We start from the raw sequence: 12,159 nt of genomic DNA on the forward strand, positions 1-12,159 counted from the left end.
CTGAACCGAGCCGGGCTTCCTTGACAGGAAGTCCGGCTTTTCTTTGACGCTACATTGTTGGCAAGAATTTAATAGAAAAAACCCGTAAGCTCACGTGTGCGTGCCGCGTTGCAGCATATAATGTAATGCGATATAGCAAGGAACTTGCAATTTAGCAGGTCATTTGGGAGTTAGTGAGGATGTCTTTATTCAACAAGGCCATGGGGCGTGCCAAGCGTGATTATTGGCGCTGGAAGTACCACAGGGTCGCCCGGCAAATCCTGGGAACCCGCCCCCTCGAACGGGGCGTGCTGCCGTTCACCCTGTTATCGATGGTGCACCAGCGCGACGTCTCGTCGTACCTAGTTGCCGTCAAGTCCTTTGCGCATTTCCTCAATCCGGCCAAGATCGTCGTGGTCTGCGATCCATCGATCGACCATGCCGACCGCGCTGTCCTGAAACGCCACCTGCCGCATGTCGAACTGCGCGAAGCCCACGAATTCGTGCATCCGGATATCCCGCGTGGCGGTACTTGGGAACGCTTGTTCGCGATTGCCCACTACGTCGAGGATAGCTACGTGGTACAGCTGGACGCTGACACTTTGACCGTGCGTCCGGTGCCGGAAATCTTGGACGCGGTCCGCAACGGCACCGGTTTCGTGCTCGGCGAAATGCCGGATACGCCGATCCGCTCGCTGCAAGCGACCCGCGAGAATGCCTTGCCCTGGCTGGCGCCGTGGGCGCACGTCCAAGCGATCGCCGAAACCGAGATGGTCAATGTCGGTTTGCCGCAGGACGCCCGCTATATTCGCGGCTGCTCGGGCTTCACCGGTTTTCCGCGCTCTTTCCAGATGCGCGACACCATGACCGATTATTCGCGCCGCATGGGCGCCAAGCTCGGCGACGACTGGAAACGCTGGGGCACCGAGCAAGTCACCTCCAACTACTTGGTCAGCAATATGCCGGGTGTCCAACCGCTGCCTTTCCCCAAGTACGGCACGCCGGACTGTGCAACGGCTGACACCGCGTTCTACCATTTCATCGGGTCGATGCGTTTTATTAATAACAAATACGAGGCTGCTTCACGGCATGCCATTCGCCTGATTAACAGTGCGCCAGCGTAAATCGTTGCCGTTCTCTCTCTAGTACGCAGTTGTTTTTATGGCAGATCTCCGTCGCTCGCTGGTCATCAACTTTTTCTCGACGTCCGGGGCCGCGGTTCTCCAGTTCGTCGTCAGCATCATCCTGGCACGGATCCTGAGCCCGAGCGAAATCGGTATTTATTCGATGACGGCGGTGGTCGTCAATCTGGGCCACGTATTCCGCGATTTCGGCGTCACCAACTATATTCAGCGCGAAAAAGAGCTGACTCCGGACAAATTGCGTTCGGTGACCGGCGTCGTGTTCACCACCTCCTGGATCATCGCCATAGTCCTGCTGCTGGCCAGCGGTTGGATCGGTGAATGGTTCCGGGAACCGAAACTGGTGCCAGTGATGCGTGTGTTGGCCGTCGGCTTCTTCTTCATTCCGTTCGGGTCGATTACCAACTCGCTGCTGGCCCGTAATTTCGAAGCCAAGAAGGAAGCCGTACTGTGGGCAATCGGTACCGGCAGCTTCTGCATCAGCTGTATCACCCTGGCCAAGCTCGGCTTCGGCAGCATGGCGCTGGCGTATGCCAACTTGATCAACATCATCGCCTGCGGCATCGGCTGCGCTTTCATGCGGCCCAAGGATTTGCCGTGGCTGCCTTCGTTCAAGCACTGGCGCGAGGTCGCTCACTTCGGCGTGGGCTCGCTGCTGTCGAGCTGCGCGGGCTCTCTGAACAATGCCGTTCCCGACCTGCTGCTGGGCAAGCTCGGCAGCCCGCGCCTGGTCGGCCTGCTCAGCCGCGCGAATTCGACTGTGGCGATCTTCACCTACATCGCCGGTTCTACCGTTAACTATGGTGCCGTAGCCTACTTGGCCCAGACTTACCACCGCGGCGAGTCCCTGGCACCAACGCTGTCGCGCGCCACCGCCCTGCTGACCGGCGTGGGCTGGGCCGCCCTGCTGCTGACTGCCATTCTGGGGCACGACATCGTGCTGGCACTGTACGGACCGAGCTGGCTCGAAGCCGTACCCGCCATCCCGGCCCTGTCGCTGGCCGCGGCGGTGACCATGATGTATCACTACGTGCCGATGGCGGTGACCGCGATCGGCCGGCCCTACCTGAGCACCGTGCCGATCATGATATCGGTACTGACCCGCATCGGCTTCGGCGTGCTGCTGTTCAACGGCAGCCTGGTTCACTTCGCCTGGGCGCTGTGCCTCGCTACCATCGTCACCGCGCCGGTCGTCGGCCTGCAGCAGACACGCCATCTCGGCTACCCGACTGGCGTCATGCTGCGTGCACTGGCGCCGAGCGCGCTGGTAGCCCTCGGCACCGGCGCGACCGGCTACCTGCTGCAACTGGCGCTGCCGTCCTCGCTGCCGGCACTGGCGCGCCTGCTGATCATGCTGGTGCCGCTGGCCGCCGTCTGGTACCTGCTGCTGCGCGTCACGCGCCACGTGCTGCTCGAGGAAATACACCGCTTGGCGGCGCCAATCGGGATCAGGCTCGGACTGCTGCGCCCGAATGTATAATCGCCTCCTGACCGGAATCACGAATAGATTATGTACCTCAACCAAGTTAAGACGATCCTGATTGACGTGCTGGGCTTGGGCGAAGCAGGCAGCCGCTTGGATGCCGACTCGCCTTTGCTGGGCAGTCTTCCCGAACTCGATTCGATGGCAGTGGTGAGCCTGATCGCCGCGCTCGAAGAACAGTTCGACATCGCGATCGACGATGACGAGATCAGCGCCAGCACCTTCGAAACTTTGGGCAGCCTGGCCGCGTTCGTCGCACATAAACGCGGCGAATGAGCGCCGTGCCGAGCCAACCGGCCGAGCCCTTCTTCCTGGAAAGTGCCCCCGGCCGACGGTTCTGCCTGTTCCACCCGCCCCTTGGCGTCTGCCGCGGCGCGGTCCTGTATGTTCACCCGTTTGCCGAGGAAATGAACCGTTCGCGCCGGATGGCAGCGCTGCAGGCGCGCGCCCTGGCGGCCTGCGGCTATGGCGTCCTGCAGCTCGACCTGTACGGCTGCGGCGACAGCAGCGGCGACTTCGGCGATGCCCGCTGGACGATCTGGAAATCGGACCTGGCGGCGGGCGCGGCCTGGCTGCAGCGGCGGCTCGCGCGCCCTCTCACCTTGTGGGGACTGCGTCTGGGCGCCCTGCTTGCGCTTGATTATGCGCACGAGGCCCCCGAGCCGCCGCATGCGCTGATCCTGTGGCAACCCGTGCTGAACGGTGCCAGCTACCTGACGCAGTTCCTGCGCCTGCGCGTCGCCGGCGCCATGTTCGACGAGGGTGCGCAGACCAGCACCAGTATGCTGCGCCAAGCCCTGCAAAACGGCGCAACCCTGGAAATCGCCGGCTACGACCTGGCGCCCGAACTGGCCATGGCCATCGATACGCTGCCGGCAGCGGACAGCATGGCACCCGCCTGCCGGGTGGACTGGTTCGAGGCGCTTGCCACGCCCGATGCCGCCTTGGCGGCTGGCACCACCCGCGTCAGCGCCGAATGGCAGCGCCGCGGCGTCGACCTGCACCTGCATGCGCTGGCCTGCCCGTCGTTCTGGATTACTCCCGAGATCACGGAATCGCAAGCCTGGCTGCAGGCGACCGTGGCGGTCCTGCAGGAGAGCGCCGATGTCGATTGAAGACTGCGACGACCGCGCGCTCGCTTTCCGCTGCGGGGACGACTGGCTGTACGGCGTACTCAGCATGCCGGACACGATGCCTACCCAAGGTGTCCTGATCGTTGTCGGCGGACCGCAATACCGCGCTGGCAGTCACCGCCAGTTTACCCTGCTGGCGCGCAGCCTGGCCGCGAACGGCATCGCCGCCATGCGCTTCGACTACCGCGGCATGGGCGACAGCGAAGGCGCGCTGCGCGACTTCGAGACCATCACCAGCGACTTGTGCGCCGCCATCGACGCCTTTACAAAAGCCGTGCCCGGCATGCGGGAACTCGTGCTGTGGGGCCTGTGCGACGCTGCCTCGGCGATTGCCATGTACGCGGCCAGCGATGCGCGCGTCAGTGGCGTGGTGATGCTGAACCCGTGGGTGCGCACGAGCGACGGCCTGGCGCGCGCCACCCTCAAGCATTACTACCGCGGCCGGCTGTTGGAGCGCGACTTCTGGCGCAAGCTGCTGAGCGGCCGCTTCGACCTAGCAGGCTCGCTGGCATCGATGGCGAAGCTGGCCCGCAGCGCCTTCAGTCCTGGCAAGCCGGATGCCGCCGCCAGTTCGCGCCCGTCCCCGCTGCCGCAGCGGATTCTGGCCGGCATGCAGGCTTTTCAGGGGCGGATGCTGGTCATTACCAGCGGTGCCGATCTAACCGCACGTGAATTCTGCGACGCCGCCACCGCCATGCCGGCGTGGAAACGCCTGCTGGAAGCGCCGCGTGTGACCCGCCGCCAGATCGACAAGGCGGACCACACGTTTTCGCGCCGCATGTGGCGCGATCAAGTGGCGGACTGGACCTGCGCGTGGATCCGTGGGGAATAAAACCGTAATACAACGCGTTGTGATGCAAATGACCGACAAACATAAAAAAATAGTGGTTTTCTTATCCTGTATCACAACGTGCAAATCGATTTCTTCGTGTTAGACTTGCAACATTCCTTGGGTTTATTTCCCACACTCTAATCTGTCCGTAATGTCGCTCAAATCCCTTCTGATCCCATCGCTGAATCGTCCACCCGCGCGCGAATACATCGCTGCACTCCCCGAGGGCACGTCGATCCCACGCATCATTCACCAAGTGGGCATGCGTCCAGCCTTTGAAAACCGCCAGATCCCGCCGCTGTTCGAAAAGAACATCGAAAAGATGAAGGCGCTGAATCCCGGCTGGGAATTCCGTTTCTACGGCGACGACGAGATCGAAGCCTTCATCAAAGGTAACTATCCGCCGGAGATCTGGGCGTATTACGAGCGCATCGACCCGCGTTACGGCCCGGCCCGTGCCGACCTGTTCCGCTACCTGCTGCTGTACAAGGTCGGTGGCGTCTATCTCGACATTAAGAGCAGCGCCACCCTGCCGCTGGATTCGGTGCTGCGCCCGGACGACCGCTACATCCTGTCGAAATGGCACAGCGCCGATGGCCAGTTCGAGCACTGGGGCCTGGTGTTCGACCTGCGCGACCTGTTGGGCGGCGAATTCCAGCAATGGCATGTGATTAGCGCGCCGGGACATCCCTACCTGAAAGCGGTGATCGAGCAGGTGTTGTTCAACATCGACCATTACCTGCCCTCCCTGCACCAGGCCGGCAAGAACGGTACCCTGCGTCTGACGGGTCCGATTCCCTACACGCTGGCGATCGAGCGCATCCGCGAGAAGCATCCGCACCGCATGGTCGACGGGCGCAACGTGTTCGGCCTCGAGTACAACATCATCGATGGCGACCAGGGACACGCGAAGATTTTCAAGGGCCATTACACGCGCCAGACCGCGCCGGTGGTCCGCTTGACGCCGTTCAAGCATGTCAGCAACCAGTTCTATAAGCTGGTCCAGCTGACCTACGATCATACCCTGCGCCGCTACACGGACGCCAAGCTGGCGCCGATCGACAAACCGGCGTCGGTCCTGGCACGTGAAGCAGCGGAAATCGCGAAACGCGAGGAAGCCAAGCGCGCGGAAAGGGAAATGAGCAAGGCCCAGCGCCGCTGAAGTGCCAGTCCGCCGCCGTCAAGGCCTGTGGCGGCACGCGGCGAAGTCGTCGAAGGCGCCGTAGGCCCGCACGGGTCCGGCGCCGCACAAGTCCAGGCCCTTGCGGCCGCCCTCGCGCTGCGGTGCCTCCTCCTTCCACGAAAAATCCCCCTCCAATGGCGCACGGAACAGCGCCCTTACCGGGTGGTCCCCCAGATAGGCGTGCCACAGCGGCACCGTGCGGTCGTCGCCCAGGTGCAGCAAAGCACCGTCGCGGGTGCGGATCGGACCATCGACCAGGTTGCCATCCAGCCGCGCGCTGCTGGTTGCAAAGCGCACGTCGATGCCGGTCGTGTCGACCAGTGTATTGTCTTCCACGCGGCTGTCGGCGGCGCTGTTCAGATAAACCCCCACATCCGAACAGGATGCCACCAGGTTGGCGCGGATGACGCCGCCCTGTTGCTCGGTGATGCACTTGCGGTCGCGGCACCACTCGGCGCCGGTAGCGCCGCCGCCGAGCGACAACCCGACCCGCTGGCCCGGCTGCCCGCGCAATTTGTCTTCGCACCACACCAGATTGCGCTCGAACACGTTAGCGCTGCCTGCGCCCTTGGCAAACCCACCGTAGCTGACCTGGTTGCCCTCGAGCTTGACGAAATCCTTGATGACGTTGGTGCGGACGGTCCAGCGGCTGGCCGCCACCAAATCGATCGGCACCACCGGATTAGCGGTCTTGCGCGCCCGCGTGTTGTACAGCGTGTTCGATTCGATCAGGCCATCGTCCGGGAAATCCTCGCCGCCGCCGTTGATCTTGAAGTGCGCGTTGAAGTCGGCGATCTTGTTGTTGACGGCGGCGAAATGGCGGCCGGCGCCGACCACGTGGAAGGCGTGTTCGCAGTAGGTGTCGTCGCTGCAGACGCCGCGGATTTCCAGGTTTTCGAAGCGCCACCAAGGCGCGCTTACCCGGAAACCCTCGACCTGCTCGAACTCCACCTGCACGCTGCCGGGACGGGCGGCGCGCACCACGATCGGGGCGCCGTCGCGGCCGGGCCGGTTGGCATCGATCGCGCGTTCCTTGAAGCGGTAGGTCCCGGGCAGCAAGGTGATGACCTCGCCCGGCTGGGCATTCGCGATCGCCGCGCGCAGCTCGTCGGGCGTAGCGACCAGCACGCCGCCCGGCCGGCTCGTGCCCGCCGGCTGCGCCTGGGCGCCCAGCATCAGCGCCAGGTCGGCCGGCATGGCTGGCGTGCCGCGATCCAGTGCCACCAGGGTCTCGCTGGCGAAGCGGCCCAGCCCGACGATGGTCGGATTGTGGCCGCTGCTGCGTTTTGCCACGTAGGGCGCGAGCGTGCGCGGCGCAATGCCCAGCTGTTCGATCGTGACCGCAGCGCCGACCAGCCCGACCGCGGCCAGCGCGGCGCAGGCCAGCAGCAGGCGGCGCCCGCGGCCCGTGCGGCTTGAGCGGACACGCTTCACGCGTTGACCTTGATCCCGTGCCGGCCCATCAGGTCGTACATGGTCGGCCGGCTGATGCCCAGCACCTCGGACGCCTTGACGATGTTGCCGTCGGTACGCGCCAGTGCCTTGACGATGGCTTTATATTCGGCCTCGTCGCGCACCTGGCGCAGGTTGAGCGGCTCTTCCTCGGCACCGCTCTCGGGTAGGCCGAGGTCGTCGGCGACGATGGTGTTGCCATCGGCCATGATGACGGCGCGCTTGATGCAGTTTTCCATCTCGCGCACGTTGCCCGGCCAGGCATAGCCCTCGATCGCCGCCAGCGCGTCGGGCGCGAAGTGCAGCGATGCGCGCGATTCCTGGGCGCAGAATTTATTCTTGAAATGGTGGGCCAGCAGCGCGGCGTCGCCCTCCCGCTGGCGCATCGGCGGGATGTTGACCACGATTTCCGACAGGCGGTAATACAGGTCTTCGCGGAAGCGGCCCTGGGCGCACAGGTCCTTCAGCTTCTGGTGGGTCGCGCACACGATGCGCACGTCGACCGGAATTTCCTCATGGCCGCCGACGCGCTCGATCACGCGCTCCTGCAGGAAGCGCAGCAGCTTGGCCTGCAGCGCCATCGGCAGATCGCCGACCTCGTCGAGGAAGAAGGTGCCGCCGTGGGCCAGCTCGACTTTGCCCTTGGTCTGCTTGGCGGCGCCGGTGAAGGCGCCCTTTTCGTAGCCGAACAGTTCGCTTTCGAGCAGGTTTTCCGGAATCGCCGCGCAGTTGATCGCCATGAAGCGGCCCTTGGCACGCGGCGACAGCGCGTGCACGGCGCGCGCCAGCACTTCTTTACCGGTGCCGGATTCGCCCAGCAGCATCACCGAGGCCGAGGTCGGCGCGACCTTTTCGACGGTACGGCACACCTTCAGCATGCCCGGGTCGCGCGAAATCACGCCCGACAGCGGCGAATCCGCCTGCGACTGCTGCATGCGGCGGTTTTCCTGCTGCAGGGTGTGCAGGAAGAAGGCGCGCTGGATCACCAGGTTCAGCACTTCCGGATCGACCGGCTTCTGGTGGAAATCGTAGGCGCCCATGCCGATCGCTTTTACCGCGTTGGCATGGTCCTGGTTGCCGGTCAGGACGATCACGCGCGTGTCCGGCGCCAGCGCCAGGATCTGCTGCAGCGTGGCCAGGCCTTCGGTCGAGCCGTCCGGATCGGGCGGCAGGCCGAGGTCCATGGTGCACACGGCCGGTTCGTGGCGGCGGATCTGCGTCAGCGCCGCCTCGCGGTCGCCGGCGACGACCACGTCGTAGGCATCCAGGCTCCAGCGCAGCTGCTTCTGCAGGCCTGGATCGTCTTCAATGATGAGCAGTTTCGGTTTGGTTTGGGTCACGGATGTCCTCTGTTCAAGCGGGCGTTCAGGTCATGGCCGGCGCTGCTTCGCGGTAAGGCGGCAGCACGACCCGGAACGTGGTGCCGAGCGAGGGACGGCTGCTCACTTCCAGCGCCCCGCCCAGCTCGGTGATGTATTCGCGGCTCTCGAACACGCCAATGCCCATGCCGGCCGACTTGGTCGAGTCGAAAGGCTTGAACAGGCGCTCGCGGATGAATTCTTCGCTCATGCCTTCGCCGGTGTCGCTGATTTCGATCTCGACCGCGTCCTGCGGGCGCTTGTCGTCGTTGCGGATGCCGACACGAATCATGACATGGCCGTCGCGCGGCGTGGCCTCGATCGCATTCTGGATCAGGTGCCCGACCACGCGCTCGAGGCGTTCGCGGTCGGCCAGCACGCGCAAGCCGGGCGCCTCGACCACCAGTTGCGGGTGCGGCTCGAACGCACTCTTGAGCGCCACCGCGCCGCGCACCACCTGGTCGATCGCCAGCGGCAGCTTGTTGTCGGCATTTTCGGTGCGCGACAGCTTCTGCAGCAGCAGCTTCATCTTCTGCACCGAGTGGTTCAGGGTTTCCAGCATGTCCTGCTGGAACTCGGGATTGTTCTTGTGCTTCTCGGCGTTGGCGTTCATCAGCGACAGCTGGGCCACCAAGTTTTTCAGGTCGTGCACGACGAAGGTCGACATCCGGTTGAAGGACTCGAACTGGCGCGCCACCATCAGCGCATTGGCCGCGTCTTCCTGGGCCAGGTGGCTGGCGGCCTGGCTGCCGGCGATTTCCAGCAGGTCGAAGATTTCCCAGTTCAGCTTGAGCGGGCTGCGCGCGCGCTGCAGCACCACGAAGCCGAACAGCTTTTCGTGCAGCATCAGCGGCACCACGATCCAGCGCCGCGGCAGGTCCAGCACCCAGTCGGGCACGGCCAGGCCTTCGTATTTGTCAGGGCTGTCGACGTATTCGTCGAGGTCGATGACCCACTGGGTGCTTTCCAGGAAGCGGCAGAACGGCGAATGCTCCGGCTCGACCGCATCGGCCGCCGGCGCCTGCCAGTAGGCACGCGGCGCGAACCGGGCGCCCTCGCGCTGCCACAGCACGCCGCCCGGGCTTTCCACCAGCGCCGCCAGCGCCTGGATCGCACGGTCGCCCAGGTTCGGGCCGCGCTCCGACAGCGTGCGCGTAAACCGCATCCACTCTTCGCGGTAGTCGTAGTTGTAGCGGAAAAAATGCTTGCTGATCGAGACCTTCAGCCAGGAGCGCGCCGTGCCCGAAAACAGGATCACGCCCAGCAGGCAGACGGCGCCGAACAGGAAGCCGGTCTGCATCACCGTGCCCCAGCGCCCGCCGACATAGCGCAGGTAATAACCCACCGTCCCCATCGCCAGCAGGTAGATCGCGGAGCCGAACAGGGCGGCCGAATGGAACATCACGCGGCGCGACACCGAGAACGAGGTGGTCCAGGAACGGCGGCGCGCCAGCGAGGCCGCCACCAGCGGCACCGTCAGGGCGTTGACGACGCCGCGCGCGGTCCACAGGTCGGGATTCGGCTCGCGGAACAGCATGGTGTTGCTGTACATATAGAAGTCATAGGCGAACATGCCGCACACGCCGAGGCAGACGAACTTGGTGGCCCAGCGCTCTTCAATGGTTTTATTGCGGTAGGCCTGTTCCACCAGCAGCATGCCGTACACCGACAGGCCGACGAAGGCGGCCAGCATCGGCAGGCTGCCGAATGCGACCAGGAGACCGGTGCCGTGCCCGGCCAGTGCCAGGGCGAGCAGCACCACCAGCGTCAGGTAGCAGGCGGCGGCGATGGTCAGCGAGCGGCGCAGGCGGCCGGCCTCGTCGCGCCAGTGGCCGTGCAGCGCCACCAGGAACAATGCCCAGGCGCCGTCGCGCACCACTTCGAGCAGGCCGGACAAGGGGCTCCACAGCACCCCGAGTCCCGCTTCCCAGGACAGCACCCCGGCCCACAGCGCACTGGCCAGGCAGGCCAGGGGCAGCGTGATGCGCTGGGCACGCCCGCGCCAGCCCGACAGCACGGGCAGGCCCAGCACCAGGAAACCGATGGCGGCCAGCAGGTAACTCGAGGCAGCGATGTTGGTCACGCGATCTTAGTCACGGATAGGAACGATGAACGGCCGCACAGGCGGCCGCAAGTATGAGTAAAACCGTCGGCCCGATCAGCGGCCACTGCGGAACAGCACGACCTTCAGGGTATCGATCAGGATCAGGACGTCGAGGAACAGGCTGTTGTTCTTCACGTAATACAGGTCGTATTGCAGTTTCTGCAATGCATCCTCGGCCGACGAACCGTAGCCGTAGCGTACCTGGGCCCAGCCGGTGATGCCCGGCTTGACGCTGTGGCGCACGTTGTAATACGGGACCACCTCGATCAGCTGCTCGACGAAGTACTGGCGCTCCGGACGCGGGCCGACGAAGGACATCTCGCCCTTGAACACGTTGAGGATCTGCGGCAGCTCGTCGATACGGGTCTTGCGCATGAAGTTGCCGACGCGCGTGATGCGCGGGTCGTTCTGCTGCGCCCACTGCGGCTTGCCGCCCTTTTCGGCGTCGATGCGCATGCTGCGGAATTTATGCACACGGAAGATCTCGCCATCCATGCCGACGCGTTCCTGCGAGTAGAACACCGGACCGCGGTCCTCGAACCACACCGCCAGCATCGCACCCAGCATTAGCGGGAAGGTCAGCACCAGGATGAGGGTGCTGCAGATGATGTCGAAGCTGCGCTTCATGAAGGTACGCACGAAGCTCTGGTCGAAGCCGCCGCCGAACACCAGCCACGACGGCTGCAGCGAGTCGACCCGGATCGGACAGGTTTCGCGCTCGAAGAAGGTGGCGGCATCGGTCACCTTCAGGCCGGCCAGCTTGCACTCCAGCAGTTCCTTGATCGGGAAACCGCCGCGGCGGTTCTGCACCGACACCACGATTTCCTGCACGTTGTGGCGGCGCGCCAGCGCCACCAGCGACTCGTTCTCGCGCGCCGACAGCAGGCCGGTGGACGGCACGCATAGCTCTTCGGTCGGGGTCGGGATGAAGCCGGTGATGTGGTAACGGTGGTAGCTGGCGCTCTGCTGGGCCAGGTCGCTGCATTCCTTGGCCAGCGGGCCGCTGCCGAGGAACAGGATGCGGGTTTCGAGGAAGCGCAGTTCGGACGTCTTGAAGAACACCATGCGCGATACGACGATGCCGACGCCGCCGATGCCGAACACCAGCGCCAGGATGCCGCGGCCGAAGTACAGGTCGGGCGCCACGTAGAACACCAGGGTCAGGATCAGGAAGCCCATCACGAACGAGGGCATCAGTTTCATGAGGAAGGGGTTGCGCAGCCCTTCGTTGAAGTCGAGCTGGTACATGCCCATCGCGCTCATGCTGAAGATGATGGCGACCGTAAAGGCGATGGCCGAAGTCAGGAAGTGGTCGATGTTCGGCAGCGAAGCCCCCGGGCCCAGCTCCATGAAACGCACCGTCGCCCCGATATAGGCTGCGCCAAGCAGCACCAGCACCTCGACGAACAGCAGAACGAATACGATCTTCGACACGTAGTGATTAGAAATCCTAAACACGATAACTCCCGGGCTTCTTCTTGATTATTTGGAAA

The 12,159-nt window shown here is 64.2% G+C and carries 10 protein-coding genes; 6 read left to right on the forward strand and 4 right to left on the reverse strand.

Annotation, left to right across the window (positions count from 1 at the left end; translation table 11 throughout):
- The first annotated feature begins 179 nt into the window (after positions 1 to 179).
- From U1H99_RS13685 to U1H99_RS13710, 6 genes are all read left to right on the forward strand, one after another.
- The gene (locus U1H99_RS13685) at positions 180 to 1,103 is read left to right on the forward strand and encodes a hypothetical protein (protein ID WP_323142292.1); all 924 of its coding nucleotides are present in this window, start codon (positions 180 to 182) and stop codon (positions 1,101 to 1,103) included.
- A 37-nt stretch (positions 1,104 to 1,140) separates the two neighbouring features.
- Positions 1,141 to 2,601 (forward strand): oligosaccharide flippase family protein, encoded by a 1,461-nt coding sequence (locus U1H99_RS13690; RefSeq protein ID WP_323142293.1) that lies wholly within the window; start codon positions 1,141 to 1,143, stop codon positions 2,599 to 2,601.
- Between the two features lie 30 nt (positions 2,602 to 2,631).
- Positions 2,632 to 2,880, forward strand: a complete 249-nt coding sequence (locus U1H99_RS13695) for an acyl carrier protein (RefSeq protein WP_141836256.1) — start codon at positions 2,632 to 2,634, stop codon at positions 2,878 to 2,880.
- Entirely contained in the window at positions 2,877 to 3,719 is an 843-nt protein-coding gene (locus U1H99_RS13700; RefSeq protein ID WP_323142294.1) for a hydrolase 2, exosortase A system-associated, read from the forward strand. The genes U1H99_RS13695 and U1H99_RS13700 overlap by 4 nt, the downstream gene beginning before the upstream one ends.
- Entirely contained in the window at positions 3,709 to 4,569 is an 861-nt protein-coding gene (locus tag U1H99_RS13705) for a hydrolase 1, exosortase A system-associated (RefSeq protein WP_323142295.1), read from the forward strand. The genes U1H99_RS13700 and U1H99_RS13705 overlap by 11 nt, the downstream gene beginning before the upstream one ends.
- Before the next feature lie 262 nt (positions 4,570 to 4,831).
- Positions 4,832 to 5,731, forward strand: a complete 900-nt coding sequence (locus U1H99_RS13710) for a glycosyltransferase family 32 protein (protein WP_323142296.1) — start codon at positions 4,832 to 4,834, stop codon at positions 5,729 to 5,731.
- A gap of 18 nt (positions 5,732 to 5,749) precedes the next feature.
- Here U1H99_RS13710 and U1H99_RS13715 read toward each other — a convergent pair whose 3' ends face one another.
- The 4 genes from U1H99_RS13715 to U1H99_RS13730 all read right to left on the reverse strand — a co-directional run bounded on the left by U1H99_RS13715 (position 5,750) and on the right by U1H99_RS13730 (position 12,100).
- Complete coding sequence (locus tag U1H99_RS13715) at positions 5,750 to 7,186, reverse strand: right-handed parallel beta-helix repeat-containing protein (protein WP_323142297.1); 1,437 nt, start codon at positions 7,184 to 7,186, stop codon at positions 5,750 to 5,752.
- Entirely contained in the window at positions 7,183 to 8,544 is a 1,362-nt protein-coding gene (gene prsR, locus U1H99_RS13720) for a PEP-CTERM-box response regulator transcription factor (protein ID WP_141836270.1), read from the reverse strand. Before prsR ends, U1H99_RS13715 begins: the two co-directional genes overlap by 4 nt.
- A 25-nt stretch (positions 8,545 to 8,569) precedes the next feature.
- On the reverse strand, positions 8,570 to 10,645 hold the full coding sequence (gene prsK / locus U1H99_RS13725) for an XrtA/PEP-CTERM system histidine kinase PrsK (RefSeq protein ID WP_323142298.1): 2,076 nt from the start codon (positions 10,643 to 10,645) through the stop codon (positions 8,570 to 8,572).
- A gap of 75 nt (positions 10,646 to 10,720) precedes the next feature.
- Complete coding sequence (locus tag U1H99_RS13730; protein ID WP_323142299.1) at positions 10,721 to 12,100, reverse strand: TIGR03013 family XrtA/PEP-CTERM system glycosyltransferase; 1,380 nt, start codon at positions 12,098 to 12,100, stop codon at positions 10,721 to 10,723.
- Positions 12,101 to 12,159 lie beyond the last annotated feature (59 nt).

Origin of the sequence: Massilia phyllosphaerae (genome assembly GCF_034659755.1) — a bacterium.
GTDB classification, from domain to species: domain Bacteria; phylum Pseudomonadota; class Gammaproteobacteria; order Burkholderiales; family Burkholderiaceae_D; genus Telluria; species Telluria phyllosphaerae.